This is a genomic window from Streptomyces sp. NPDC007983 (assembly GCF_042958345.1).
Classification (GTDB): domain Bacteria; phylum Actinomycetota; class Actinomycetes; order Streptomycetales; family Streptomycetaceae; genus Streptomyces.
In genome coordinates this window covers 286,474-312,274 of record NZ_JBIBJI010000009.1, presented here as the reverse complement: position 1 = coordinate 312,274, position 25,801 = coordinate 286,474, and the positions used below count along the sequence as shown (strand labels likewise).

General features: G+C 71.0%; 22 protein-coding genes and 1 riboswitch. Of the genes, 15 read left to right on the top strand and 7 right to left on the bottom strand.

Annotated elements, in window-relative coordinates; genetic code table 11:
- The first annotated feature begins 208 nt into the window (after positions 1-208).
- The 4 genes from ACFZCY_RS27995 (at position 209) to ACFZCY_RS27980 (ending at position 5,944) form a co-directional block, all read left to right on the top strand.
- Entirely contained in the window at positions 209-2,347 is a 2,139-nt protein-coding gene (locus tag ACFZCY_RS27995; RefSeq protein ID WP_391178994.1) for an RNase A-like domain-containing protein, read from the top strand.
- A gap of 94 nt (positions 2,348-2,441) precedes the next feature.
- The gene (locus tag ACFZCY_RS27990; protein WP_391178990.1) at positions 2,442-3,062 is read left to right on the top strand and encodes a contact-dependent growth inhibition system immunity protein; all 621 of its coding nucleotides are present in this window, start codon (positions 2,442-2,444) and stop codon (positions 3,060-3,062) included.
- Between the two features lie 79 nt (positions 3,063-3,141).
- The gene (locus ACFZCY_RS27985; protein WP_391178987.1) at positions 3,142-3,708 is read left to right on the top strand and encodes a Uma2 family endonuclease; all 567 of its coding nucleotides are present in this window, start codon (positions 3,142-3,144) and stop codon (positions 3,706-3,708) included.
- Between the two features lie 139 nt (positions 3,709-3,847).
- Entirely contained in the window at positions 3,848-5,944 is a 2,097-nt protein-coding gene (locus tag ACFZCY_RS27980; RefSeq protein ID WP_391178984.1) for an ATP-binding protein, read from the top strand.
- Between the two features lie 21 nt (positions 5,945-5,965).
- Here ACFZCY_RS27980 and ACFZCY_RS27975 read toward each other — a convergent pair whose 3' ends face one another.
- From ACFZCY_RS27975 to gcvT, 6 genes are all read right to left on the bottom strand, one after another.
- The gene (locus ACFZCY_RS27975) at positions 5,966-7,684 is read right to left on the bottom strand and encodes a hypothetical protein (protein ID WP_391178981.1); all 1,719 of its coding nucleotides are present in this window, start codon (positions 7,682-7,684) and stop codon (positions 5,966-5,968) included.
- Between the two features lie 649 nt (positions 7,685-8,333).
- Positions 8,334-8,585 (bottom strand): hypothetical protein, encoded by a 252-nt coding sequence (locus ACFZCY_RS27970; protein ID WP_391178978.1) that lies wholly within the window; start codon positions 8,583-8,585, stop codon positions 8,334-8,336.
- 232 nt (positions 8,586-8,817) lie between these two features.
- Positions 8,818-10,200, bottom strand: a complete 1,383-nt coding sequence (locus ACFZCY_RS27965; RefSeq protein WP_391178974.1) for an L-serine ammonia-lyase — start codon at positions 10,198-10,200, stop codon at positions 8,818-8,820.
- 108 nt (positions 10,201-10,308) lie between these two features.
- Entirely contained in the window at positions 10,309-11,574 is a 1,266-nt protein-coding gene (glyA, locus tag ACFZCY_RS27960; protein ID WP_391178971.1) for a serine hydroxymethyltransferase, read from the bottom strand.
- Between the two features lie 25 nt (positions 11,575-11,599).
- Complete coding sequence (gcvH, locus tag ACFZCY_RS27955) at positions 11,600-11,980, bottom strand: glycine cleavage system protein GcvH (protein WP_055547469.1); 381 nt, start codon at positions 11,978-11,980, stop codon at positions 11,600-11,602.
- Positions 11,981-12,045: 65 nt separating this feature from the next.
- Positions 12,046-13,173 (bottom strand): glycine cleavage system aminomethyltransferase GcvT, encoded by a 1,128-nt coding sequence (gcvT, locus tag ACFZCY_RS27950; protein WP_391178967.1) that lies wholly within the window; start codon positions 13,171-13,173, stop codon positions 12,046-12,048.
- A 193-nt stretch (positions 13,174-13,366) separates the two neighbouring features.
- Positions 13,367-13,477, bottom strand: a riboswitch (glycine riboswitch).
- Positions 13,478-13,633: 156 nt separating this feature from the next.
- On the opposite strand from gcvT, the gene ACFZCY_RS27945 reads away from it, so the two are divergent.
- From ACFZCY_RS27945 to ACFZCY_RS27895, 11 genes are all read left to right on the top strand, one after another.
- The gene (locus ACFZCY_RS27945) at positions 13,634-14,317 is read left to right on the top strand and encodes an AAA family ATPase (protein ID WP_391179293.1); all 684 of its coding nucleotides are present in this window, start codon (positions 13,634-13,636) and stop codon (positions 14,315-14,317) included.
- A 206-nt stretch (positions 14,318-14,523) separates the two neighbouring features.
- Positions 14,524-15,321, top strand: coding sequence for an enhanced serine sensitivity protein SseB C-terminal domain-containing protein (locus ACFZCY_RS27940; RefSeq protein WP_391178964.1), 798 nt, complete (start codon positions 14,524-14,526; stop codon positions 15,319-15,321).
- A gap of 155 nt (positions 15,322-15,476) precedes the next feature.
- Positions 15,477-16,229 carry an enhanced serine sensitivity protein SseB C-terminal domain-containing protein gene (locus ACFZCY_RS27935; protein WP_391178961.1) on the top strand — a complete coding sequence of 251 codons (753 nt, stop codon included), beginning with the start codon at positions 15,477-15,479 and terminating at the stop codon, positions 16,227-16,229.
- Between the two features lie 309 nt (positions 16,230-16,538).
- Positions 16,539-17,543 carry an ABC transporter permease subunit gene (locus ACFZCY_RS27930; protein ID WP_391178958.1) on the top strand — a complete coding sequence of 335 codons (1,005 nt, stop codon included), beginning with the start codon at positions 16,539-16,541 and terminating at the stop codon, positions 17,541-17,543.
- An 86-nt stretch (positions 17,544-17,629) separates the two neighbouring features.
- On the top strand, positions 17,630-19,390 hold the full coding sequence (locus ACFZCY_RS27925) for an ABC transporter substrate-binding protein (protein WP_391178955.1): 1,761 nt from the start codon (positions 17,630-17,632) through the stop codon (positions 19,388-19,390).
- 95 nt (positions 19,391-19,485) lie between these two features.
- The gene (locus tag ACFZCY_RS27920; protein ID WP_391178952.1) at positions 19,486-20,520 is read left to right on the top strand and encodes an ABC transporter permease subunit; all 1,035 of its coding nucleotides are present in this window, start codon (positions 19,486-19,488) and stop codon (positions 20,518-20,520) included.
- On the top strand, positions 20,517-21,674 hold the full coding sequence (locus ACFZCY_RS27915; RefSeq protein WP_391178949.1) for an oligopeptide/dipeptide ABC transporter ATP-binding protein: 1,158 nt from the start codon (positions 20,517-20,519) through the stop codon (positions 21,672-21,674). The genes ACFZCY_RS27920 and ACFZCY_RS27915 overlap by 4 nt, the downstream gene beginning before the upstream one ends.
- 41 nt (positions 21,675-21,715) lie before the next feature.
- On the top strand, positions 21,716-22,786 hold the full coding sequence (locus tag ACFZCY_RS27910; RefSeq protein WP_391178946.1) for a dipeptide ABC transporter ATP-binding protein: 1,071 nt from the start codon (positions 21,716-21,718) through the stop codon (positions 22,784-22,786).
- Positions 22,787-22,827: 41 nt separating this feature from the next.
- On the top strand, positions 22,828-23,487 hold the full coding sequence (locus ACFZCY_RS27905; RefSeq protein WP_391178943.1) for a TRIC cation channel family protein: 660 nt from the start codon (positions 22,828-22,830) through the stop codon (positions 23,485-23,487).
- 52 nt (positions 23,488-23,539) lie between these two features.
- Positions 23,540-23,869: a metalloregulator ArsR/SmtB family transcription factor gene (locus tag ACFZCY_RS27900; protein ID WP_391178939.1), complete on the top strand. Its 330-nt coding sequence runs from the start codon at positions 23,540-23,542 to the stop codon at positions 23,867-23,869.
- Positions 23,866-24,741, top strand: a complete 876-nt coding sequence (locus ACFZCY_RS27895) for an SRPBCC domain-containing protein (RefSeq protein WP_391178935.1) — start codon at positions 23,866-23,868, stop codon at positions 24,739-24,741. The genes ACFZCY_RS27900 and ACFZCY_RS27895 overlap by 4 nt, the downstream gene beginning before the upstream one ends.
- A gap of 169 nt (positions 24,742-24,910) precedes the next feature.
- Here ACFZCY_RS27895 and ACFZCY_RS27890 read toward each other — a convergent pair whose 3' ends face one another.
- A complete protein-coding gene (locus tag ACFZCY_RS27890) occupies positions 24,911-25,768 on the bottom strand; it encodes an alpha/beta fold hydrolase (protein WP_391178931.1) in 858 nt (285 codons plus the stop codon).
- Positions 25,769-25,801 lie beyond the last annotated feature (33 nt).

Genomic DNA, 25,801 nt, shown 5'->3' with positions numbered 1-25,801 from the left:
GTTCTCCCGTTGGAGAGCGGCGGGGCCGCGTCAGGTGCCCGTGCAGGACCGCTTCCGGCCTCAGCCCCGGCGTCCACCCCGGCTTCCCTTCGGTGGGTCCCCACCGCTTCGTGAGTGGCGGGTTCGGTCGGCCCGGAAATGACCTTGTCGCGCTCATGATCAACCCCTAGCCTCGCCCTCCGGATCGACCATCCGTTGGGGGCTGGGCGTGGCGTTGCTCATGGTGGCCGCGACCGTGTACGGGGTGGCGCAGCTGCTGGTGCTGTCCTCGCCGGGCCGGTCGGTGCGGGTGTCCACGGGGCTGCTGGCGATCGCGGTCGGCGTCTACGGATGCGGGGTCGCGGCGGCGCTGCTGGAGTTGGCGTACACGCGCGGGGTCGCCGAGGTCACCGGGGAGTCGCTGACCGAGGTCGTGAAGGCCGCGAGCTATACGGTCGACCCGGTCATCGAAGAGCTGGTCAAGCTCGCGCCGCTGCTGCTCATGGCGTGGAACGTCAGGATCCGGCGTCAGTGGGGGCTCACGGACCATGTCGTGCTGGGCGCGGCGCTCGGGGCCGGGTTCGGGCTGCTGGAGGCGGTGGCGCGGTACGGGCTGGACGCGGGGCGGGCCATTCCGCACCCGGCCGGTGGCTGGGCCATCCCCGACAGCCTCCGGGCGCCGTACATCCCGGGCGCCGGGCAGGTCTTCTCCGCCTGGTTCCCCGCCCCGCAGGGGGTGCTGGAACTCGGCGACCGCACCCCCGGCGCGGCCACGAGCCCCCACCTGGTCTACACGGCCCTCGCGGCGCTCGGCGTCGGGGTGCTGCTGCGCGGACGGGGCTGGACGCGTCTTCTCGGCGTCCTGCCGCCGGTCGCCGCCTCCGTGCTCCACATGCTGACCAACTACGCCGCCGCGCGCCCGGCCGACCGGGACGCGGTGTCGCGGGTCGAGGCGTTCGAGGGGGTGCTGTGGGCCGTACCGCTGGGGTGCCTGGCGGTCGCCATGGCCGCCGACCTGCGGCAGGTGCGACGCGGCAAGCCGTACGCGCCGGACGTCCTGCTGCCCGCGGAGCGGGCCGGGCGGTCGGGGCTGGGCGCGCTCGCGGCGTACGGGGCCTGGTGCGTGCCCTGGTCCACGCTGATCGTGCTGCGCTTCGCCCGGTTGCGGCGGTCGCTGCTCTACGGGCTGGCGGGCGGCCAGCCGTACCCCGGCGCCGAGTCGCTGCACCGTACGGTCGCCTGGTCCGCCGCGCAGATCGACGCCTCCGACCGCGAACACGCCTGGCGGGGCGTCGGCTTACGTACCGTGGCGCAGGCCGCGCGTGGCGTGCGCGACCCGCGGCGCGCATGGCTCGTGCTCATCTCCCTCGCCCTGACGCTCCCGGCCCTGCTCTTCCTGGCGGTCGGCTCCTTCCCCGCCGGGGCCGCCGTGCGGCGGTACTTCACCTCGGGCGACGGCCCGTACGTCCTGATCGGCTTCGGGATCGCGGGCCTGCTCTGGACCGGCTGGCGGCTCGCGCGCCTCCTGCGCGCCTGGCGGACGACCCGCGCGTTTCCCCACGGCGAGGTGCTCGCCCTCATCCGCCTCCGGATCTGGACGGCGCTGGGCGGCTGCGTCACGGGCGCGCTGCTGGTGCTGAGGCTGGCAGACGGCACGCCCCCGTCCACCCCGCTCATCCGCAACCTCCACCTTCTCGACGCGCTGCACGACTTCACCACCTACCTGGGCTTCGCCCTCCTCCTGCTCGCCCTGCTCGCCCTGCTCCCGCCCGGCGGCGGCCTCGGCCTGGCCCTGGCGGGCGGCGTCAGGGCGGGAGCATTCGCCATCACCCGCGAAGCCGCCGTCCACGCGGCGGTCTACGGCACCTTGGGCGTCGTCCTCATGGGCGCGGCCGGAGCCGGGGCAGGAGGAAACCCTGACGGCTGGAACGCCTGGCCCCGGGAAAAACGTAAGGGTAAGACGAGGCAGGAACACCGTGCCGACATCAAGGGCGACGAGGGGAAGAACGGGTCTCACACCATCGAACGCCATGTGGAGAAGACGACTCGTGATATGCGGAGTCGACTGAGGTCGCAGCCGAATATCGAAGCCGACTCCCGCTTCGTCGACGAGAAATCGGCTCAGCGATTTGTGGACGAGGTCTTGGCTCGGCAGCAGAGCAGGATCACGGATTGGCTCAACGGCTCAAAACCGAAGCTCGCACTCCCCGAGACGGCGTTCAATGAGAACACAGGGCTGACGCTCACCAGGGAGAGCTATCTGAGAGGAGATTCCCCGAGCTGGGTGAACAAGGTGAAGGTTATTCTCAAACGTGACCCATCGGCAGCCTCGGGTTATCGGGTGCTGACGTCCTACCCTGTTCCCTGAACCGCTTCCCCCGAATGGATCCCCAATGTCCCATCCTCCTGCGCCGGGCCACCGATTCCACGAGATTCAAAACCTGCTCCGCGCATACACCCACGTGGACTATGCGTTCACCGACACCCCGGCCAGGCCGGGTCCGGCCTTGGAAGGGTATCTGCGCGTCATCTCGCGGTTTCCGCAGCGCGGCGTCCGCGTACTCCAAGAGCTCGATGACCTTCTCGGTGTGGGTTTGTTCTCCCCTGAGATCGCGGATGAGGTGGACCTGATGCCACAGGTGCGCCCCACGGAGGGGAGGGGCGTCGAAGAATCTCTGAGCATCGCCCGGGATCACATCCGGGCTTCTCAGCAGAAGCCCGGTGACTATTCTGGCCAGGCTCCACAAATGGGCTGGGAGTGGGAAGAGAGTTTCCCCGAGCTCAACCAGCTCATCGGCGGCTACTTCCACCAGGACTTCTCGGACGAATACTCGTCGTATCGCGAGGCCCTGGAGGACTATCTGCGCGGAAATCCCCAGGGTGACCTGAGGCGGGCACTCGGGGAGATCCCCCAGCTTCTGGCCATGGCGGAAAGTGATCAGGAGCTCCGCCGGGCGGTCGCGGCACTGGGCATGGGTGTCAGCCCTCCGGACGGGGTGCCGCTGAGGCAGTGGCTCCTTGACGTAGCACATGTCATCGAGCGGCATCTGCGAGGCCAACCGCTCTGGGGCGAGGATCGCTGACTTCGGAATGCGGGGTGCCCGCGCCGGTAGGCTGGCCGCACTGGCACGAGGCCCGTCGCACAGGTTCAAGGGGTGAGTCATGACCGCCGAGATGGTCGCGCCCGCGTGGATGCACGAGCAGATCACGGCCGAGCAGTACGACTCCTGGTCCGAGGAGCAGTGCGCGGGTGTCGAGATCGTGGACGGGATGGTCGTGGTGAGCCCCAGCGCGTCCAAGCGGCACAACCGCCTGGCCCGGATCCTCGCGAACGCCTTGGAGGCCGCGGCGGGACCGGACTGGAACGCCGATACGGACTTCGACGTCCGGCTGCAGGACATTCCGCTTACCAATCGCCGCCCCGACGTGGTCGTGTACCGCGCGGAGACGATCGACATCACCCCCACCCGACCCGAGCATGTGCTGCTGGTCGCCGAGGTCGTATCGCCGGGTTCGGAGACCACCGACCGGATCGTCAAGGTCGATCAGTACGCCAAGGCGGGGATCGCCTTCTACTGGCGGATCGAGCAGGCCGCTACCGGCGTGCCGCTGGTGTACACCTACGTCCTCGACCCCGCGAGCAGGGCCTACCGGGAGGGAGACGTGTTCACCGGTGTGGTGAAGGCCGCGGCTCCGTTCCCGGTGGAAGTCGATCTCGGCCAGTTCTGAGCCCGGCCGAGGCCGGAAGCGAGGAATCAGCAGCCCTGCCCCGTGGATAGGGTGTTGATCATGTCCTCGCCGCGCGCGGGATGACTTCGGGGATACAGTCCGGCAGGGACCACGGCCAGGTACCAGGGGAGGGGCTGGTGTGTTCGAGATCGTGACGGTGAGTGCGCTCACCGCGTTTCTCACGGCGGTGGGCAACGGGGCCGCCGGAGAGGTCGGCAAGCAGGTGCTCGTGTCGACGGGGGCGCTGGTGCGGCGGACCCTGGGGCGGGAGACGCCGCTGCCGAGCACCCCGGAGGGCTGGGAGCTGCTGGCGCGTCAGATGCATCCACGGCTGAACGAGGACCCCCGGCGGGCCGATGAGTTCGCCGGCCTGTCGCGGAGTCTGCCCCAGGTGGCGCTGCGTCCTGGGCCCGGACTGCCGCCCGCCACACGGGACTTCACCGACCGTCAGGGCGTGCTGCGGCAGCTGAGGCGAGAGGCGACCCGGGCCGCCGCGGGGCGGCCTCGGGTCGCGCTGCTGTACGGGCCGCCGGGGATCGGCACCAGCGCGGTGGCGCTGCACTGGGGTGCCGACCGGATCGCGCGGTACCCCGACGGGCAGTTCTACGTCGACGTCCGCGACGCCCCCGGCGAGAACGGACTCGAACCGGCCGCCGTCCTCCTGCGCCTGCTGCGGCAGATGGGGGTCGAGCCCGACGGCATGCCGCCCACCGAGACGGGACGCGAAGAGCTGTATCGGCGCTTGACGGCGGGCCGCCGGGCGTTGGTGGTGATCGACCACGCCTCCTCGGTCGCGCAGGTCCGCGGCCTGGTCCCGGCCACGCCGGAGGTCTTCCTCCTGGTCGTCGCGTCCGGACCGGCCTTCCTGCTGGAGGCCGAGCGGATCGCCGTACCTCCACTGAGGGACCGGGACGCGGTGCAGATGCTGAAGAAGGTGGCGGGGCCGGAGCCGGTCGCGCGCGCCAAGCCGCACATGCCCGCGCTGCTGGACGGCTGCGCGGGCAACGCCTTCGCCCTGAAGGCCGCGGCGCTGCGGCTGCTGACCGGGGAAGCGCCGCTCCCGGACTTGTCGTCGAATCCGGTGGGCGGCACGGCGCGGGACGCCTGTCGCCGCGTCGGGCCGGAGACGGCGCGGCTCTGCCGGCTGACCGCGCTCGGCGGCTGGCCCGCGATCGACGCCCGCCTCGCCGGGGACGCCGCGGGCGTCGCCCCGGAGGGGGCCGCCCGCATGCTGGCCGGGGCGGCGGACGTGCGGTTGCTGGAGCCTGTGGGGGACGGCCGTTACCGTTTCCGGCCCGAGGTGTGCCGTCACCTGGCGGACGACGCGGGCCCGGAGCACGGCATCGCGGAGTGTTCCGCGGCGGTGTCCCGGGTGCTCGACGGCCTGCTGAACCGGGCCCTGCACGCCGCGCACGCCGCCCTGCCGCAGAGCTGGCGAACGGAGCCCGCACCGGCGAGGGGAGCCCCCTACGGCGATGAGGCCGAGGGCATGACGGTGATGATCGCCGAGGCCGGAAACCTGGTCCGGGCGGTTTCGGTGGCCGAGGAGTACCAGCACATCGACACAGCACTGCGACTGGCCCGCGCGCTGTGGCCCTTGCAACTGAAGGCCGGTCATTGGGATGGGACCCTCCCCGCCCTGCGGATCGCGGCCCGGTGCGCAGACGAGCATCACCCCGGTACCCGTCTGGCGGGCGCGCTGCACTTCCAGCTCGGCCACTGCCTGGGTGAGCTGAGGCAGTGGGAGGAGGCCGAGGGCGCGGTGCTCGCCGCCGCCACGTCCGAGCGCGCGGCGGGCCATGTGCGGGGCGAGGCGTCGTCCGTGGAGATGCTGGGCCTGCTGCGCCTGTACCAGTGGCGGTATGAGGACGCGTACGAGCGGTTCGTCGAGGCCGAGCGCGTCTACGGGCGGATCGGCCCCGGCCAGGAGGGCGCCGAGGACCTGCCCCGCGCCCTCGCCCTGATCAAGCGCCACCAGGGACGTGCCCTGCGCGGCATGGGCGACTTGACGGAGTCCCGTATCCGGCTGGAGACCGCGCGGGATTTCTTCGCGGAACGGGGAGAGGCGTACAACCAGGCCCGTACGCTCACCGACCTCGCCGAGACGCTGCATGAAGCGGGTGAGAACGCCGAGGCGCTGACGAAGATCTCCGAGGCGGAGCGCCTGCTCACCCCGGAGAAGGCGGCTCCGCACCTGGCGTATCTCGCCCGTCTGCGGGAGCGCTGCGAAGCCTAGGCCCTGTCCGGCGCCCGCCGCTCACGCGGGCGCCACGGTCACCGGGTGCACACCGCCGGCCGCGTGCACCCGCAGCGTCGCACCGTCCGGCGGCACCGTGGCACCGCCCGCCCGCCACGCGTACAGCGCCGAGGCGTACGCCGCCGGGTCGGCGTCCGCGCCCGGCTCCGCCGACAGATGGAGGACGCCGCCACCCCGCGCCCGCACGCTGCACCGGTCCGGCCCGGTCACATACGCGGCGAGCGCACAGTGCGGATACCGGCGCAGCACCTCGGCGGTCCACTCCTCCGCGCCGCCGAGACGCGGATCGTCCGGCCGCCCCTCCCGCACGATCACATCGGCCCGCGCGAGATCGCCGGGATCCCGGGTGTCCTCGTGTACGGCGAGGTGGGTGGTCTCGCCGACCGCGTCATACGGGTGTCGCGTGGTGCGCTCGATCCGGACATCGGTCCCACGGACGCGCGTACGGACGTTGAGCGGAGCCGTCCGCCGCGGAGGCTCGTACGGCGGCAGGGACAGCGGCTCCAGAAGCGCCGGAGCCGCGGGCTCCGGCAGTTCCATCAGCGCGTAGAAGTGCCGCCGCAGCAGCGTCGCCGAGGCGCCCGGGGCCGAGCTGATGAACTCCGCCGGACCCGCGGCCGGGCGGTGCCGCGTCAGCAGTTCCTCCACCTGGTCCCGCAGCGGGCCGTGCGGGTCGAGCCGTGGCGCGTCCCGGACGAACGCGGCGAGCGGCGCCTGCGGGTCGAGCCTGTCCCGCACGGCGGACGCCAGCAGTACGGGGGTGCCCAGAGCCGCCGCGTAGTACGAGACCGCACCGAAGTCCCCCACGACGGCATCCGCCGCCAGCAGGGCCTGGCGCCACGCGTGCACGGGGTCGATCAGGGTCAGCCCGGCGCGCCGGGCCCGGTCCAGCCAGGCCCGGATCTGGCCCGGCCCGTGCCCGTACCAGATGTTGGGGTGCAGCACGGCCGCCAGCCGGTAGTCGTCGGCCGGCAGCTCGGCGGCGAGGCGGGGCAGCAGGCTCGGCAGGACGTCCTGGTCACCGCCGGTGCCGAAGAAGCCCTCCGGGTTCCAGGTGGAGTTCAGTACGACCAGCCGCTGACCTCGGCGCACGCCCAGCGCACGCCGGAACCGTTCGCGGTGGGGCCGGGCGGCGAGCATGCGGTCGAAGCAGGGGTCGCCGGCCAGTACGGACGCCGCCTCGGCCTCGGGGCATGCACGCCGCAACCGCTCCAACTGCTCCGGGTGGGACAGGACGAGGCCGTCCACGAACGGCTCGCCATCCACCAGCAGCCACTCCGCCGACAGACCGAAGGTCGGCTCGGATGCACAGCCGGCGTCCGGCGTCCGGCATCCGGCATCCGGCATCCGGCATCCGGCGGCCAGTTTCTTAGTGTATCCGACTCCATGCGACAATACGGTCAATTTCCCCCGAAGCGCATGCAGTTGACCCCCGAAGCTCGCCGACACCGCCAGGTCCACCGGTGTCGCCAGCGCCTGTTCCCATGGCAGCACCGGCAGCTGCAGCTCCGCGAACAGCTCGCGTATCCCGCCCTGGAACGCGGACGACCCCGTCGAGGTGACCAGGAGCTGCACCCGGAAGTCGTCGTGGAACAGCGGCAGCACGTCCAGCAGGCGTCCGGCGGAGGTGACGTTGTGCACCACGAGCAGTACGCGCCGATGCACCGCGCGGCTCGCCCAGCGCTCCGCGTCCTCCCCGACCGGTACCCGTATCGCCACTGGATCAGCCGCCCCCACCCGTCACCTCCCCCGACGTGGCCGACACGCCTGGCGTGACGCAACGTGTCCGGGTTGCGGATGGTGCGAGCGGGGGTCGTCCATCGATGACGCTGCCGAGCATGCGGTCGGCGATGCCGAACGCATGCGTCGGTGCTGTTCGAAGGCGGGCGCGTCGATCACGTTCGCGACGGTACCTCACAGGTGTCCGGAAAGCCCTGCCTGGTCAGGCCGAAGACGCTGGTCATGCGCGCCCGCGGGTCACGATGCTCTCGCGCCGCGCGCAGCCGGCCACACCGGTGCCACACCGTTGACACGGGCCTGGGCGAGGGTGCGTGCCTCTTCCCTGGTACGGCCGTCTTCCCTGGTGCGGCCGTCGGCGGCGACGCGGGCGGGCCCACCGGTACTCGCCCGCGTGCGCATGGTTCCGCGCATGGCCTGCCGCTGCAGATAGGAAGAGGATGGACAGGACGATGGCGGCCTTCTGGCCGGCGGGCATGGCCGGGGGACGGGGCACGTGTGTTCTCCCTTGTGTCGTTCGCTTTCGTGGTGGCCCGCGGACGGCGGGCGAAAGGGACGCTGACTGCGCGGCCATCGGGAAGGGGGGTATGCGTCGGGCGCCACGCGCGGACTGCCACGCGGTGCGGGTGTGTCAGCTCGGGGCGCGGGCCCAGCCGCGCAGGGTGGACTGAGCGAGTGCCTCGTCCACTACGCGGATCACTTCGGCCCATGACGCTTCCCGGGGCGGGGCGGGGCGGGGCGGGGCGAGGGTCAGTGTCGGGGTCGTGGGCGTGCACTCCAATCGAGGGCAGGCCCACTGGGCGGGCAAGAGGGCGATCAGGCGGGCTGCCGCGAGCTCTGAGGCGGTGCCGTACGGCACATCGGCCTTGGCCAGGAGTCGCACGCGGACGGAGCGGGGGACGGCGTCGGCTCCTCGGCGGGGGCCGTGCCGACGGTGCAGAGCATGAGAAAGACCGCGCCGAACAGCGAACAAATGCGGTGCGAAGGATCGCGCCGGTCCGATGGGCGGTCGGCTTCGAACGGACGATGCGATGCATGGTCTCTCCCCGTGGCGTATCCTCCGGGGCCACCACGGACCTCACCACCGTCGCGTAGCGTCGCTGGAGCGCGTTCCCTCAGCACTCGATGACGTTGACGGCGAGGCCGCCGCGAGCCGTCTCCTTGTACTTGACCTTCATGTCGGCGCCGGTGTCCTTCATGGTCTTGATGACCTTGTCGAGGGAGACATGGTGGCGGCCGTCGCCGCGCAGCGCCATCCGCGCGGCGGTGACGGCCTTGACCGCCGCCATGCCGTTGCGCTCGATGCAGGGGATCTGGACCAGGCCGCCGACCGGGTCGCACGTCAGACCCAGGTTGTGTTCCATGCCGATCTCGGCGGCGTTCTCGACCTGTTCCGGGCTGCCGCCCAGCACCTCGGCGAGGCCGCCGGCGGCCATGGAGCAGGCGGAGCCGACCTCGCCCTGGCAGCCGACCTCGGCGCCGGAGATGGAGGCGTTCTCCTTGAAGAGCATGCCGATGGCGCCCGCGGCGAGGAGGAAGCGGATGACGCCCTCCTCGTCGGCGCCCGGCACGAAGCGGGTGTAGTAGTGCAGAACGGCCGGGATGATCCCGGCGGCGCCATTGGTGGGGGCGGTGACGACGCGGCCGCCGGCCGCGTTCTCCTCGTTGACCGCCATGGCGTACAGCGTGGTCCACTCCATCGCGCGGGCGGGAGCGTCGCCTTCGGAGCGCAGCGCGCGGGCGGCGTTGGCGGCGCGGCGGCGGACCTTGAGGCCGCCGGGCAGGATGCCCTCCTGGGTGAGGCCGCGGGAGACACAGGACTCCATGACGCGCCAGATCTCCAGCAGGCCCGCGCGGATCTCCTCCTCCGTGCGCCAGGCCTTCTCGTTCTCCAGCATCAGCGCGGAGATGGACAGGCCGGTCTCGCGGGAGATCCGCAGGAGTTCGTCGCCGGTGCGGAAGGAATGCTTCAGGACGGTGTCGTCGAGCTTGATGCGGTCCTCGCCGACCGCGTCCTCGTCCACGACGAAGCCGCCGCCGACCGAGTAGTAGGTCTTCTCCAGCAGCGGATGGCCGGTCTCGTCGTACGCGAAGAGGGTCATGCCGTTGGCGTGGTACGGCAGGGAGCGGCGCCGGTGCAGTATCAGCTCGTCGGCCTCGTCGAAGTCGATCTCGTGGCCGCCCTCGATCTCGGCGGCGAGCAGCCGCAGCCGCTTGGTGGTGCGGATCCGCTCCACCTCGCCGTCGGCGGCCTCGACGTCGACATCGCGCGGGGAGTGGCCCTCCAGGCCGAGCAGCACGGCCTTGGGCGTGCCGTGGCCGTGGCCGGTGGCGCCGAGGGAGCCGAAGAGTTCGGCGCGTACGGAGGCGGTGTGGGCCAGCAGCCCTTCGTTCTTCAGCCGGCGGACGAACATCCGGGCCGCCCGCATCGGGCCGACGGTGTGCGAGCTGGACGGGCCGATGCCGATCGAGAAGAGATCGAATACGGAGATGGCCACCGGGGACTCCTTCGTCTGCACGGGGGTGCGTGCGGGTGGTGCGGTGCGGGGGGCGCGCCGGGTGGGCGCGCCCCCCGTGGTCCGGGCCCCAGGAGGCCGGGACCGGGGTTACTTCGACAGGTGCGGGTACAGCGGGTGCTTGTCGGCGAGGGCGGTGACCCGCGCCTTCAGCGCGTCGGCGTCGTAGGCGGGCTTGAGCGCCTCGGCGATGATGTCCGCCACCTCGCGGAAGTCTTCGGCGGTGAAGCCGCGGGTGGCCAGCGCCGGGGTGCCGATCCGCAGACCCGAGGTGACCATGGGCGGCCGCGGGTCGTTCGGGATGGCGTTGCGGTTGACCGTGATGCCGACCTCGTGGAGGCGGTCCTCGGCCTGCTTGCCGTCCAGCTCGGAGTTGCGCAGGTCGACCAGGACGAGGTGGACGTCGGTGCCGCCGGAGAGGACGGAGACGCCCACCTCGGTCACGTCCGCCTGCATCAGCCGCTCGGCGAGGATCTTGGCGCCCTCGACCGTGCGCTCCTGGCGCTCCTTGAAGGCGGAGCCGGCCGCGACCTTGAAGGACACCGCCTTGGCCGCGATGACGTGCTCCAGCGGGCCGCCCTGCTGACCGGGGAAGACCGCAGAGTTGATCTTCTTGGCCAGGTCGGCGGTGGAGAGGATCACGCCACCGCGCGGACCGCCGAGGGTCTTGTGGGTGGTGGTGGTGACCACGTGGGCGTGCGGTACGGGCGAGGGGTGGAGCCCGGCCGCCACCAGGCCCGCGAAGTGGGCCATGTCGACCATCAGGTACGCGCCGACCTCGTCCGCGATGCGGCGGAAGGCGGCGAAGTCCAGCTGACGCGGGTACGCCGACCAGCCCGCGATGACCATCTTGGGGCGGTGCTCCTTGGCCAGGCGCTCGACCTCGTCCATGTCGACCAGACCGGTCTCGGCGTCCACGTGGTAGGGCACCACGTTGTAGAGCTTGCCGGAGAAGTTGATCTTCATGCCGTGGGTGAGGTGGCCGCCGTGCGCCAGGTTCAGACCCAGGATGGTGTCGCCGGGCTGGAGCAGCGCGAACATCGCGGCGGCGTTCGCCTGGGCGCCGGAGTGCGGCTGGACGTTGGCCGCCTCGGCGCCGAAGAGCTCCTTGATCCGGTCGATGGCGATCTGCTCGACCACGTCGACGTGCTCACAGCCGCCGTAGTAGCGGCGGCCGGGATAGCCCTCGGCGTACTTGTTGGTCAGGACCGAGCCCTGGGCCTCCATGACCGCGGCCGGGGCGAAGTTCTCCGAGGCGATCATTTCGAGGGTGGACTGCTGGCGGTGGAGTTCGGCGTCGACAGCAGCGGCGACGTCAGGGTCGAGCTCGTGCAGGGAGCTGTTGAGAAGCGACATCAGGGTCCCGATCGAAGTAGGAGGGTCAGTTGTCGGAGAAGGCGGCGTATTCCTCGGCGGAGAGCAGGTCGCCCGGCTCGTCCGTCACCTTCACCTTGAACAGCCAGCCGCCCTCGAAGGGGGCGGAATTCACCAGCGCCGGGTCGTTCACCACGTCCTCGTTGATGTCGGTGACCTCACCGGAGACCGGCGCGTACAGGTCGCTGACCGACTTCGTGGACTCCAGCTCACCGCAGGTTTCACCGGCGGCGACGGTGGAGCCGACATCCGGGAGCTGGACGTACACGACATCGCCGAGCGCGTTGGCCGCGTATTCGGTGATGCCGATCGTCGACACGCCGTCCTGGTCGGCGGCCGACAGCCACTCGTGCTCCTTGCTGTAGCGCAGCTGCTGGGGGTTGCTCATGGTCCGATTCTCCTGGATAGGGGGGAGTGCTTGGGAAACGGGTCTTCAGTGGTGAGACGGGGGCTTCAGCGCTCGCGGCGGTAGAAGGGGAGCGCGACGACCTCGTACGGCTCCCCGGTACCGCGGATGTCCACCGACACCCCCGGGCTGCCGGGCGCGGCGTGCTCCGCGTCCACGTACGCCATGGCGATCGGCTTCCCCAGCGTCGGGGACGGGGCGCCCGAGGTGACCCGGCCGATCTCCGAGCCGTCGGGGCCCACCACGGCGTAGCCGGCGCGCGGCACCCGGCGGCCCTCGGCGACCAGGCCGGTCAGCGTGCGCGGCGGCCGGGCCTCGGCCTCGCGCGCCGCGGCCTCCAGCGCGCCGCGGCCGACGAAGTCACCGGGCTTGCCGAACTTCACCACCCGGCCGAGCCCCGCGTCGAACGGGGTCGTGTCGGTGCTCAGCTCGTGCCCGTACAGCGGCATCCCCGCCTCCAGCCGCAGCGTGTCCCGGCAGGACAGCCCGCACGGCACCAGGCCCGCCGGGGCGCCCGCCTCGGTCAGCGCCTGCCAGACCCGCTCGGCGTCGTCCGGCGCGACGAACAGCTCGAAGCCGTCCTCGCCGGTGTAGCCGGTGCGGGCGATCAGGGCGGACACGCCCGCGACGGTCCCCGGCAGCCCCGCGTAGTACTTCAGCCCGTCCAGGTCGGCGTCGGTCAGCCCCTTCAGGATCCCCGAGGACTGCGGCCCCTGGACGGCGATCAGCGCGTACGCGTCGCGGTCGTCCCGTACGGCGGCGTCGAAGCCGGTGGCGCGCTCGGTCAGCGCGTCCAGCACCACCTGGGCGTTCGAGGCGTTCGCCACGACCAGGAACTCCTGCTCGGCGAGCCGGTAGACGATCAGGTCGTCGAGGATGCCGCCCTCGCTGTCGCAGATCATGGTGTAGCGGGCGCGGCCCACGGCGAGCGCCGAGAGATGGCCGACCAGGGCGTAATCGAGGGCGTCAGCGGCCTGCGGCCCGGTGAGAGCGATCTCACCCATGTGGGAGAGGTCGAAGAGCCCGGCGCGGGTGCGCACCGCGGTGTGCTCGTCGCGCTCGCTGCCGTACCGCAGCGGCATGTCCCAGCCCGCGAAGTCGGTCATGGTGGCGCCGAGCGCACGGTGGACCGCGTCCAGCGCGGTGCGGCGGGGCGTGGGCGGGGCGTCGGTCATGGGGCAGCTCCCAGGGTCATGATCACGGCGATGACGGGACGGGTGGGGTGGATGGGACGACAAGGACGGCACAGCGTCCTCCCCATCTGTCATCGGAACCTGAGAGGTTCGCCGTGACCAATCCCGCGCGGCGGGGCTGGCCGGCTTGCACCTTGGGTGGAGCCACTTCGAGTGGCCCGCTTTTCAGATCTGCCTCGTCCGTGCGGTATCGGGGCCTGAGAGATTCAAGGGAGGGCTTGCTCCTTCGGCGCCTTGTGAAGACCGGCGGACTGCCGGTGACCAAGGACTCTCCCGCGCGGATTCGAGCGGCCGGTATGCAGTTGGCGCGGCCATCATCGCACGTCCGCTCCGGAAGGGAACCCCCCTCTGTGAGCGGGGTCGCGCCGGGGCCTCCTTGATGGGCATTACCTTTTCTTGACACTCTCGGGGTACGCAGCCGCTTGACCGACCTTGGAGGACGATCACGGTGCACGGGCAGGGAACATTCGCGACAACCCGAGGAACCCTGCCCGCGCGGCAGGAGCGGACGCGCTCAGGGGGCACGGTCAGACCGGACCGGCGCGCCGTGCACGACCTGCGCGGCGGGGTGGGGGCGGAGCTGCGCTACCCGGCGCGTGACCTGATCATCGCCTCCGGGCTGCCCGGCAGCGGCAAGACCACCCTGATCAACCGGGTGGTCCCCGGGACCGACCCGAGCGGCACGGCCGTGGTGCGGGTCGACTCGCAGCACACCCGGGAGGCCTGGGAGAGACGCATGCCGCGCTGGCTGCCGTACGCGGTCTACCGGCCGCTGGTCCGCTGCGCCCACTATGTGGGGCTGCGCCGGGCGCTCACCTCCGGCGCGAGCGTCGTCGTCCACGACTGCGGCTCACAGCCCTGGGTGCGCCGCTGGCTGGCCCGGGACGCCCGGCGCACCGGCCGCGGGCTGCATCTGGTGCTGCTGGACGTGGACCCCGCGGTCGCCCTGGAGGGCCAGGCCGCCCGCGGCCGGGGCGTCTCCGGCTTCGCCTTCGGACGGCACCGGCGGGCGATGCGCCGGCTGGTGGCGCGGGTGGAGGGCGGGCAGCCGCCCGAGGGCTGCGCTTCGGCCGTTCTGCTCGACCGGGCAACCGCGAGCGTGCTGCGCAGCATCTCCTTCGAGTGACATACGAGTCGGGCACCAGGCCGACGGCCCGACGAAATTCGGCCATCTGGGCGTGACGGAGCGTGAGGATGCCGTCGTGAGGCTGTCCCCGGTGGTGCTTCCGGCGTGAGGAAGTGCTGTGGAGATGCCCGGGCGGCCCATGGCCTTCCGCCGCGCAGCCGTTAGGGTGCTCGTGCAGGTCGGACGAGATGGCGGTTGGACGAAGAATGAGTATCCCGGAGCACCAGGGCATAACCCCCGCTCACGGAGGATTTCCCGACGGCGCTTATCCGGCGTTCCCCGGCAATGAGCTGGAAGGGGTGCTCGCGGCCTCGATCGGCGTCCCGGGTGCCGGAGCGCGGATCGTCGAGACCCTCGCCCGCAGCTTCGTCTGGATCCCGCTGCCGAACGGCGGCGGCCCCGACAGCCGCAGCCTCGACCTGCCCACCCTGGAGATCGAGGGCCAGGCGTACGTGCCCGTCTTCAGCTCCGAGCAGCAGTTCCTGCAGATCGTCGGCGCCCATATGTCGTTCACGGTCGCCCCGGCCGTCGAGTTCGCCCGCGGGCTGCCGCCGCAGCTCGGCATCGCGGTGAACCCGGACGGGCCGGTCGGCGTCCCGCTGCCGCCGCCCGCGGTCGAGGAACTGTGCAAGTCCGGGCGCAGCGAGCTGGACGGCCCCGCGCGCGGGGGCCGGGTGCGGCTGTTCGAGCCCGACTGGCAGGAGGAGCCGGTCGACTTCCTGGCCGCCGCCGGGATCGAGTTCACGAAGGAGCCCGGGGTACGCACCGCGCGGCGCGCGCTGGCCAGCGTCGAGGGCGATCAGCCTGCGCTCTTCGTCGGGGTCCAGCTGGACGCGCCGGGCCCGGAGGGGCAGGCCCTCGCGGTGGAGGCACTGGGCCGGGCGCTCGGGGCGGTGCCGGTCCCGTGGACCGTTCAGCTCGTCGCGCTGGACGTCGCGCAGGGTGACCCCGTGGCCACGTGGATGCTGGAGCGCGTACGGCCGTTCTACGACCGTGACCTGTGACGCACTCCGGGGTCGGCCACGGGGGCCCGTAAGCTGGTTGGATGACCAGTCGGGGCGGCGCGCGTCCCGGTGAGGTGCGGGCAAGGCCGAGAGAGGGGCGGACCCAGGTGAGCGCGGGCGCGGATTGGGGGGCGGCTGCCGGTCAGGTCGAGCGAATGCTGCAGCAGGTCGCTCCCGGCCGGTACGACGCCTACGAGGCGCTGCTGCACGCCCTCGCCGAGGGCCAGGTCTGGATGCTGCTGTGGCACGGCGCGCCCGGCGACCCCGACGCCCAGTACGGCAACATGGACGTGGACGGCCACGGTTACGCACCGTGTGTGACCTCCGCCCAGGAACTCGCCGCCAGTGGCTGGAATCGTGCGCACGAGGTGGTGGACGCGCGCCGGATCGCCGACTCCCTCTACCGCGACCACTACGGACTGTGGCTCAACCCGCACGCCGTCGGCGGCGGTGTCGGCATCCCCTGGCTCGACCTGCGGCGGATCGCGGGCGGGCTGGACCGGCTGCCCGCCGGTCCGCTGCGGCTGACCGAACCCGCCATCGAAATCCCGCAGTTCTACGCCCTCTTGGGGCAGAACGCGCACCGCACCGCCGCGGTGCGCTCGTTGCGCCGGGCCTGGGTGCAGCCCGCGCTGGGCGCCCCGTATCTGGCCATCGGGCTCGACCTGTACGACAACGGCCAGCAGACTGTGGAGTCGGTGCGGCTGATGATGCAGCAGTCGGTCGGCGTGGTGCCGGAGGGGCTGCCGGTCTCCACGGTCGAGCTGTCGGACGAGCACGACCCGGTCGCGATGTGGATGCGGGCCCACGCCCGGCCGTTCTTCGACCGCGACGCCTACAACGCCGCGCCCGCGCCGCCGCCCCCGTCGTACGGGTACGGCTATCCGCCGCCGCGTCACGCGTACTGAGCCGCCGCGCCGTCCGGCGCGCTGAGCCGGCTTCCGCACCGCCCCACCGCGCATCGCCCGTGGTGGGGCGGTAGTTACTGATGCGTTCACAGGTCACAACTGTCCGTATACCGGAACCGCTTACCGCACATCACGGTTAGGCATCCATTGCCCGTGGGTACTGGCGGGTGATCACAAACGCGATGAAGACTCCCGCTCCAAGGGGCGCGGTTCCGTAAAACGACCCCTTTCGCTCACCTTGTGAACTTAAGCCGCCACAGCGGCGAGTCGTGGGCCGGTCACCACCGGTCGAGAGGGGTCCCCACCACGATGACGGCACCATTGCACGGCACGAGCGCCGACGCAGAGCCGGTCGCGACTGCCGATGTAGCGGCGAATGTGGTCACGGCGTCGGTCGAGGGAAGATCGCTGCGACAGATCGCCTGGAGACGCCTCAAACGCGACAAGTTGGCGCTTGCGGGCGGAGCCGTGGTCGTCTTCCTCGTGCTAGTGGCGATCTTCGCACCGCTGATCGTGAGTCTGCTCGGCCACCCGCCCAACGATTTCCACCAGGAAGAGATCGACCCACTCTTCGGCACCCCCAAGGGCAGCCTGGGCGGCATCAGTTCGGACTTTCTCTTCGGCGTCGAGCCCTCCAACGGCCGCGACGTGTTCAGCCGCGTCGTCTACGGCGCGCGGATCTCGCTGCTGGTGGCCTTCCTCGCGGCCCTGGTCGCCGTCGTCCTCGGCACCGTCTTCGGCATCATCGCCGGATATTTCGGAGGCTGGGTGGACTCGGTGATCAGCCGCGTGATGGACATGCTGCTGGCCTTCCCGCAGCTGCTGTTCATCATCTCCCTGGTCTCGGTGCTTCCGAACGACCTGCTGGGCCTGACCGGCAGCGGGGTGCGCATCGCGGTGCTGGTCTGCGTCATCGGCTTCTTCGGCTGGCCGTATGTCGGCCGCATCGTGCGCGGCCAGACGCTGTCGCTGCGCGAGAAGGAGTACGTGGAGGCCGCGCGCAGCCTCGGCGCCGGCCGCCGCTACATCCTCTTCCGGGAGCTGCTGCCCAACCTGGTGGCGCCGATCACCGTCTACGCGACGCTGATGATCCCCACCAACATCCTCACCGAGGCGGCCCTCAGCTTCCTGGGAGCGGGCGTGAAACCGCCGACCGCCTCCTGGGGGCAGATGCTCTCCAAGGCGGTGGGCACCTACGAGGACGACCCCATGTTCATGATCATCCCGGGTGCGGCGATCTTCATCACCGTGCTGGCCTTCAACCTGTTCGGCGACGGCGTCCGCGACGCCCTCGACCCCAAGGGCACCCGTTGAGGCGCCCCGGCCGCGGCTGTCAGGCGGCTCCCCGAAGCTTTCCCCGCGCCATGCCACGTACCGCTATCCCGGAGGTTGCAGGAACCATGAAACCCCTACGTTCGTCGAGAAGCAGGCGGATCGTCGGCGCGACGGCTGTCGTCTGCGCCCTGCTCGCCACCGCGGCGTGCGGCGGCGGCAGCGACGAGAAATCCTCCGGTGCCGGATTCAACGCGGGGGCGAAGGGCGTCGCCAACAAGTCCACCAAGAAGGGCGGCACCCTCAAGTTCATCAACAAGCAGAACTTCGACTCGCTCGACCCGCAGCGCCAGTACTACGGCTTCGCCTGGGACTTCGCCCGTTTCTACTCGCGTCAACTCATCACGTACGCGCCGAAGCCGGGCGAAGCCTCCAACGAGCTGGTCCCCGACCTGGCCACCTCCACCGGCAAGATCAGCGACGGCGGCAAGACGTACACCTACACGCTGCGCGACGGGATCACCTGGGAGGACGGTTCGCCGATCACCTCCAAGGACATCAAGTACGGCATCGAGCGCATCTGGGCCAAGGACGTGGTCTCCGGCGGCCCCGGCTATCTGCGTCAGGTCCTCGACCCCAAGGGCGAGTACCCGGGCCCGTACAAGGACAAGTCCAAGGACAAGCTCGGGCTGAAGGCGATCGAGACGCCGGACGACAAGACCATCACCTTCCGTCTCGCCCAGCCCAACGGTGACTTCGAGCAGATGCTCGCGATGCCCACCGGCTCCCCGGTCAAGCGGGAGAAGGACACCGGCGCCCAGTACACCAACCGGCCGTTCTCCTCCGGCCCGTACAAGGTCCAGTCCTTCACCCCGGGCAAGAGCCTGGCCCTGGTGCGCAACGACAAGTGGAAGAAGTCGTCCGACCCGGTCCGCGCCGCCCTGCCGGACCAGGTCACGGTCACCTTCAACTCCAACCTGGAAGCCATCGACAAGCTGCTCATCAAGGGCGACTACGACGTCTTCCTGAGCGCCACCGGCATGGGCCAGTCCGGCCGCGCCGCCGCGCTCAAGGAGCACAAGGGCAACGTCGACAACATCAACACCAACTTCGTCCGCTATGTCGACCTCGCCACCAAGGTGAAGCCGTTCGACAACATCCACTGCCGCAAGGCGGTCTTCTACGCGACCGACTACACCCAGCTCCAGACCACCCGCGGCGGCCCGCAGGCCGGTGGTGACCTCGCCCCCAACATGCTCCCCAAGACCGTCAAGGGCTCGGACGACTACGACCCGTACGGCGTCATCAAGCGCAAGGGCAAGCCGGACACGGCCAAGGCCAAGGACGAGCTGAAGCAGTGCGGCAAGCCGAATGGTTTCTCCGCCAAGATCGTCTCGCGCACCGACCAGCCCAACGAGACGGCGGCCGCCGAGGCGCTCCAGGAGTCGCTGAGCAAGGTCGGCATCAAGCTCGACATCAACGAGATCGAGGGCGGCTCGTCCGCCGGCATCACCGGCTCCCCGTCCGTGATGCACAAGCGCGGCTACGGCCTCAACATGACCGGCTGGGGACCCGACTTCCCGACCGGCCAGGGCTTCTCCCGTCCGCTGTTCGACGGCCGCTTCATCGAGCAGACCGGTAACTACAACGTCTCCGAGACCAACGACAGCGCGATCAACAAGGACTTCGACGACGCGCTCAAGGAGACCGACCCCGCCAAGGCCGGCCAGATCTACACGGACATGAACCACAAGGTCGCCGACCTGGCCGTCGCGATGCCGTTCCTCTACGAGAAGAACATCACCTGGCGCAGCTCGCGGCTGACCAACGCCTACTCGTCCTCGGCCTACAACGGCCGGTACGACTACGTGTCCCTCGGGGTCAAGTGACGGCCGGCCACCAGCCACCCCACCCCCACCGTCGCTTCATCCGATAGGCCCGAAGGGCAGGTGATGGCCACGCGTGGCGGTCCCGGAACCCCGGTATGAGGGGCGACGGGACCGCCACCGGGCCGCGCACAGTGCTTGCTTACGTCATCCGGCGCTTGTTCGCCGTCGTCATGATGCTGCTGGTCGTCACCCTGACGACCTTCGCCATCTTCTTCGTGATCCCGAAGTGGGCCGGTTCCGACCCCGCGCTGCTCTTCGTCGGCAAACAGGCCGACCCCGCGGCCATCGAGGGCATCAGGCAGAAGCTGGGGCTCAGCGATCCGCTCCTGGTGCAGTTCTGGCACTTCGTCGAGGGGCTGTTCGTCGGCCGCGACTACGCCAACGGCTCCGACGTCACCCACTGCCCGATGCCCTGCTTCGGCTACTCCTTCCGCACCGAGCAGGCCGTGTGGCCGCAGCTGACCGACGCCATGCCGGTCACCCTCTCGCTCGCCGCTGGCGCGTGCCTGCTGTGGCTGGTCGGCGGCATCGCCACCGGCGTCGTCTCCGCGCTGCGCCGGGGCACCCTGTGGGACCGCTCGGCGATGACCGCCGCGCTCGCCGGCGTCTCGCTGCCGATCTACTTCACCGGTCTGCTCTCGCTGGCGATCTTCAGTTACCAGCTGAAGTGGGTCGACGTGGACTACAAGGGGCTCGGCGACGACCCCGCCAAGTGGTTCGAAAGCCTGATCCTGCCGTGGATCACCCTCGCCTTCCTCTACGCCGCCATGTACGCCCGGCTCACCCGCGCCACCATGCTGGAGATCATGGGTGAGGACTACATCCGCACCGCCCGCGCCAAGGGGCTGCGGGAACGGACGGTCATCGGGCGGCACGCGATGCGCTCCACCTGGACCCCGATCCTCACCCTGCTCGGCCTGGACCTGGGCGCGCTGCTCGGCGGCGCGGTGCTCACCGAGAGCACCTACAACCTGCCCGGCCTCGGCCGGCTCGCGGTGAACGCGATCAGCGACAAGGACCTCCCGGTCATCCTGGGCGTCACGCTGATCGCCGCGCTGTGCATCGTGCTCGCCAACCTCGTCGTGGACCTCCTGTACGCCGTCATCGACCCACGAGTGAGGCTCGGATGACCGATCTGAACAAGCCCGCGACCGACGCCGCGGGGGAGACTCCGGCCGCGGCCGCGGGGGAGCCCCGGACCGCCGCCGTGGGGGAGGTGGCCGCGGCCGGTTCGCCCGCCCCGACGGCCTTCCTCGAAGTGCGCGATCTGCGGGTCCACTTCCCGACCGACGACGGCCTGGTCAAGTCCGTGGACGGGCTCAGCTTCCGGCTGGAGAAGGGCAAGACCCTCGGCATCGTCGGCGAGTCCGGCTCCGGCAAGTCCGTCACCTCGCTCGGCATCATGGGGCTGCACACCGCGGGCCAGTACGGCCGCCGCAAGGCCCGGATCTCCGGGGAGATCTGGCTGAACGGGCAGGAGCTGCTGGGCGCCGACCCCGACGAGGTGCGCAAGCTGCGCGGCCGCGAGATGTCGATGATCTTCCAGGATCCGCTGTCGGCGCTGCACCCGTACTACACGATCGGCCGCCAGATCACCGAGGCGTACCAGGTCCACCACGACGTCGCCAAGGACGTCGCCCGCAAGCGCGCCGTCGAGATGCTCGACCGGGTGGGCATCCCGCAGCCGGACAAGCGGGTGGACAGCTATCCGCACGAGTTCTCCGGCGGGATGCGCCAGCGCGCGATGATCGCGATGTCGCTGGTCAACAACCCCGAACTGCTGATCGCCGACGAGCCGACCACCGCCCTCGACGTCACCGTCCAGGCGCAGATCCTCGACCTCATCCGGGATCTGCAGAAGGAGTTCGGCTCCGCGGTCATCGTCATCACCCACGACCTGGGCGTGGTCGCCGAACTCGCCGACGACCTGCTGGTGATGTACGCGGGCCGGTGCGTCGAGCGCGGCCCCGCCGAGAAGGTCTTCTACGAGCCCCAGCACCCGTACACCTGGGGGCTGCTCGGCTCGATGCCCCGTATCGACCGCGACCAGACCGAGCGGCTGATTCCGGTCAAGGGCTCCCCGCCCAGCCTGATCAACGTGCCGTCCGGCTGCGCCTTCCACCCGCGCTGCCCGTACGCCGACGTCCCCGAAGGCGGCATCACCCGCACCGAGCGGCCGGAGCTGCGCCAAGTAGTGGGCGCCGACGGGCACTTCTCCGCCTGCCATATGGCGCAGGAGGACCGTACGCGGATCTGGACCGAAGAGATTGCGCCGAAGCTGTGACGACGGACTCCCAGGGCACGAAAGACGTGAAGGATCCGAAGATGACGGTCCCGGAGCAGGCGACCACCACCGCCGAGCCCCTGCTCACGGTGTCCGGCCTGGTCAAGCACTTCCCCATCAAGAAGGGGCTGCTGCAGCGCCAGAGCGGCGCGGTGCAGGCGGTCGACGGCCTCGACTTCGACGTGCGCCAGGGGGAGACCCTGGGCGTGGTCGGCGAGTCGGGCTGCGGCAAGTCCACCATGGGACGGCTGATCACCCGGCTGCTCGAACCCACCTCCGGGAAGATCGAGTTCGAGGGCAAGGACATCACGCATCTGGGCACCGCCTCGATGCGGCCGATGCGCCGCGACGTCCAGATGATCTTCCAGGATCCGTACTCCTCGCTGAACCCCCGGCACACCGTCGGCGCGATCGTCGGCGCGCCCTTCCGGCTGCAGGGCGTCTCCCCGGAGGGCGGCATCAAGGCGGAGGTGCAGCGGCTGCTGGCGCTGGTCGGCCTCAACCCCGAGCACTACAACCGCTATCCGCACGAGTTCTCCGGCGGCCAGCGGCAGCGCATCGGCATCGCCCGGGCGCTCGCCCTCAAGCCCAAGCTGGTCGTCGCCGACGAACCGGTCTCCGCGCTGGACGTCTCCATCCAGGCCCAGGTGGTCAACCTGCTGGACGACCTCCAGGACGAGCTGGGCCTGACGTACGTGATCATCGCGCACGACCTGTCCGTCATCCGGCACGTCTCGGACCGGATCGCGGTGATGTACCTCGGGAAGATCGTCGAACTGGCCGACCGCAAGGCCCTGTACGAGACCCCCATGCACCCGTACACCAAGGCGCTGCTCTCCGCGGTGCCGGTGCCCGACCCCCGGCGGCGCGCCCGGCGCGAGCGGATCCTGCTCAAGGGCGATGTGCCCTCGCCGATCTCGCCGCCGTCCGGCTGCCGCTTCCACACCCGGTGCTGGAAGGCGACCGAGGTGTGCAAGCGGGAGGAACCGCCGCTGGTGGCGCTCGCCACCGGCCACCAGGTGGCCTGCCACCACCCCGAGAACGCGCCGGACCAGGCACCCGGCCAGGTCGCCGGACCGGTGCGGAGCGCGACGAAGAAGACCGAGAGCTGAGACGGGGCGGGCGCGGCGGCATCGTCGGATAACAATGTCGGGTGCTCATCGAACTGGTCACCCCGTCCGTCCAGCACGCGTTCGAGGTCGTCGGGATCTTCGTCTTCGCGATCTCCGGTGCGCTGCTCGCGGTGCGCAAGAACTTCGATGTCTTCGGCATGGCGGTGCTCGCCGAGGCCACCGCGCTGGGCGGCGGGGTGTTCCGGGACCTGGTGATCGGCGCGGTGCCGCCCGCCGCCTTCGTCGACCTCGGCTACTTCTTCACCCCGCTCGTCGCCACCGTCATCGTCTTCTTCCTGCACCCCCAGGTCGAGCGGATCACCCGGGCGGTGGGCGTCTTCGACGCGGCCGGGCTGGGGCTGTTCTGCGTCGAGGGCACCGTGAAGGCGCACCAGCACGGGCTCGGCCTCACCTCGTCCGTCACCCTCGGCATGGCGACCGCGGTCGGCGGCGGCGTGCTGCGCGACGTCCTCGCCCATGAGGTGCCCTCGCTGCTGCGCTGGGACCGTGACCTGTACGCCGTACCGGCCATCGTGGGCGCGTCCATAGCCGCCCTGCTCATCCACTTCGGCGCGCTCTCCGGGGCCACCAGCGCCCTCGCGGCCGTGGTGGCCTTCGTCGTCCGGCTGCTGGCGATGCGGTACGGATGGCGGGCACCGCGGGCATGGAACCGGCGCAGCACGGCGACCGAGGAGAGCTGACCGGGGCTACATTCCCTTGCAGCTATATACCCCGCAAGCTATATTCCCCTTCATGCCCATACCGTTCGACGTGCTCGCGGAGCCGAGCCGACGGCAGATCCTGGACCTCCTCCTGGAGCGCCCCCGCCTGGTCGGCGAGCTGACCGACCAGCTCGGGCTGACCCAGCCCGGCACCTCCAAGCACCTGCGGGTGCTGCGCGAGGCCGGGCTGGTGCGGGTGCGCCGGGACGCCCAGCGGCGGTGGTACGAGCTGTGCCCCGAGCCGCTGGCCGAGATCGACGCCTGGCTCGCCCCGTACCGGCGGCTGTGGACCGGCCGCCTCGACGCGCTGGAACGCCACCTCGACACCATGCCGCATCCTTCCGACGGAGAAGAGCCATGAAGGACACCCTCAGCCAGTCCGGCGGCGGCCGCTCGGCCCTGCGCCTGGAGCGCCGCATCGCCCACCCCCCGGAGAAGGTCTGGCAGGCCCTGACCGACCCGGCCGAACTGGCCCACTGGTTCCCCTCCGAGGTCCGGGTGGACCTCAAGGTCGGCGGCCGGATGGGCTTCGTCTTCCCCGGCCGGGAGGCCCCCGACATGGAGGGCGTGGTCACCGAGCTGGACCCGCCCCGTGTCTTCGCCTTCACCTGGGGCGACGACCAGCTCCGCTGGGAGCTGCGCCCCGACGGCGACGGCTGTCTGCTGACCCTCACCCACACCTTCGGCGACCGCTTCGGCGCCGCGAGCTTCGCCTCCGGCTGGCACGCCTGCATCACGACCCTCGCCGCGCTGCTCGACGGCGAGGAGTCCGCCCCGGGCGACATGGCCGAGCTGCACGAGTCGTACGTCGAGGCGTTCGGCCTGGCCGAGGGCACGGTGGAGACCACCGAGGACGGCGGCTGGCGGCTGCGCTTCGAGCGCCAACTGGTCCGCCCCGCCGAGACGGTGTGGCAGGCGCTGGCCGGGCAGACCGGCGCGGCCGGGCTCACGGCCGGGGAGCCGGTGCCGTTCGGATTCCGCACCGAGGGGGTCCCGGCGGGCGCGATCACCGAGGCCGAGGCGCCCCGGACGCTGTCCTACGACTGGGAGCGCGCCGGGCGGCCCGTCGGCCGGGTCCGCTGGGAGCTGGCCCAGGGTACTGGTCATGGCGCCCGCCTCATCCTCACCCAGACCGGCCCGCCGGACGCGGAGCAGGAGCGCTCCCAGTCCCTCACCGCCTGGCGCCGCCACATCGCCCTCCTGGCCGCCAAGCTGCTGCGCATGCGGGGGTGATCTCGCGGCGTCTGGCGGCGCGATAATCCAGCCTGTCCGGCGTTTGAGGACCGGGGTCCGGGGCGGAGCCCCGGCGGGGGCGCGGGGCGGAGCCCCCCGCGCGGCGGAGCCGCACATCGGATGCTGCGGGAAGGGGCGGGGTGGGGGACAGCCCGCCGCAGGCGCAACCTCACCCCTCGGCGAGGAACCCCGCCAGCACAGCCATCAGCTCCGCCGGCGCATCCTCCTGCACCACATGCCCCGCGCCCTCGATCAACCGCACCCGCGCCCCCGGAATCCGCGCCGCCAACTCCTCCGCATGCGCGACCGGAATCCACGCGTCATCCGTGCCCCAGCACACCAGCACCGGCCCCGGCACCGAAACCTCCCCATACCGCCCCGCGATCTCATCGATGAACCGCTGATCGTTCTGCGCGATCTGCCGATAGAAGGCGGGCTGCCCCACCTCCCCGCACCACGGCTCGACGAGCCGCTCCAAAACCCCCGACCGCAGCCCCGGCCCACCCGTGGACCCGATGTACTCCCGCACCAGCGCCCGGTGCAGCGCCGACGGCAGCCGCTCGAAGACCTCGGGGTGACCGCCGAACAGCTGATAGGAGGCGGAGCCGAACGGCGGCAAGGCGACGGGATCGACCAGGGCCAGCCGCCGGTAGCGCGCCCCGTGCAGCAGATGCGCGCGCAGCGCGACACACCCGCCGAAGTCATGGGCGACGACGACCGGTTCCGCCCCGGGCGCGGTCAGCCCCCAGTGGTCGAGCAGCTCACCGAAGACCCGCCCCTGCGCGGCGAGGGAGACGTCCTGACCGGCGCTCTTCTCGGAGGCCCCATAGCCCGGCATGTCCCAGACGAACACCCGCCACCGGTCGGCGAGGGCGCGGGCGAAGGCCCGCCAGACGTGCGAGGAGAACGGCGTGCCGTGCAAGAGCACCACCGGCGGGGCGTCCGGCGCGCCCAGAACGGCCCAGCGGACCTCGCCGGAGGCGCTGCGATACGTGCGGTCCAGTTCCCAGTGATCAGCAGCTGTCATGAGTAAAACCCTAGACACTCCTTACCGAAGAAA

What these genes read in the sequence shown, in the direction of transcription:
- ACFZCY_RS27985 (WP_391178987.1), top strand. Translation starts at nt 3,142, where the DNA reads ATGACCGCCGAGATGGTCGCGCCCGCGTGGATGCACGAGCAGATCACG.
- glyA (WP_391178971.1), bottom strand. Translation starts at nt 11,574, where the DNA reads ATGTCGCTTCTCAACAGCTCCCTGCACGAGCTCGACCCTGACGTCGCC.
- gcvH (WP_055547469.1), bottom strand. Translation starts at nt 11,980, where the DNA reads ATGAGCAACCCCCAGCAGCTGCGCTACAGCAAGGAGCACGAGTGGCTG.
- gcvT (WP_391178967.1), bottom strand. Translation starts at nt 13,173, where the DNA reads ATGACCGACGCCCCGCCCACGCCCCGCCGCACCGCGCTGGACGCGGTC.
- ACFZCY_RS27940 (WP_391178964.1), top strand. Translation starts at nt 14,524, where the DNA reads ATGAGTATCCCGGAGCACCAGGGCATAACCCCCGCTCACGGAGGATTT.
- ACFZCY_RS27935 (WP_391178961.1), top strand. Translation starts at nt 15,477, where the DNA reads ATGCTGCAGCAGGTCGCTCCCGGCCGGTACGACGCCTACGAGGCGCTG.
- ACFZCY_RS27930 (WP_391178958.1), top strand. Translation starts at nt 16,539, where the DNA reads ATGACGGCACCATTGCACGGCACGAGCGCCGACGCAGAGCCGGTCGCG.
- ACFZCY_RS27925 (WP_391178955.1), top strand. Translation starts at nt 17,630, where the DNA reads ATGAAACCCCTACGTTCGTCGAGAAGCAGGCGGATCGTCGGCGCGACG.
- ACFZCY_RS27920 (WP_391178952.1), top strand. Translation starts at nt 19,486, where the DNA reads ATGAGGGGCGACGGGACCGCCACCGGGCCGCGCACAGTGCTTGCTTAC.
- ACFZCY_RS27915 (WP_391178949.1), top strand. Translation starts at nt 20,517, where the DNA reads ATGACCGATCTGAACAAGCCCGCGACCGACGCCGCGGGGGAGACTCCG.
- ACFZCY_RS27910 (WP_391178946.1), top strand. Translation starts at nt 21,716, where the DNA reads ATGACGGTCCCGGAGCAGGCGACCACCACCGCCGAGCCCCTGCTCACG.
- ACFZCY_RS27900 (WP_391178939.1), top strand. Translation starts at nt 23,540, where the DNA reads ATGCCCATACCGTTCGACGTGCTCGCGGAGCCGAGCCGACGGCAGATC.
- ACFZCY_RS27895 (WP_391178935.1), top strand. Translation starts at nt 23,866, where the DNA reads ATGAAGGACACCCTCAGCCAGTCCGGCGGCGGCCGCTCGGCCCTGCGC.
- ACFZCY_RS27890 (WP_391178931.1), bottom strand. Translation starts at nt 25,768, where the DNA reads ATGACAGCTGCTGATCACTGGGAACTGGACCGCACGTATCGCAGCGCC.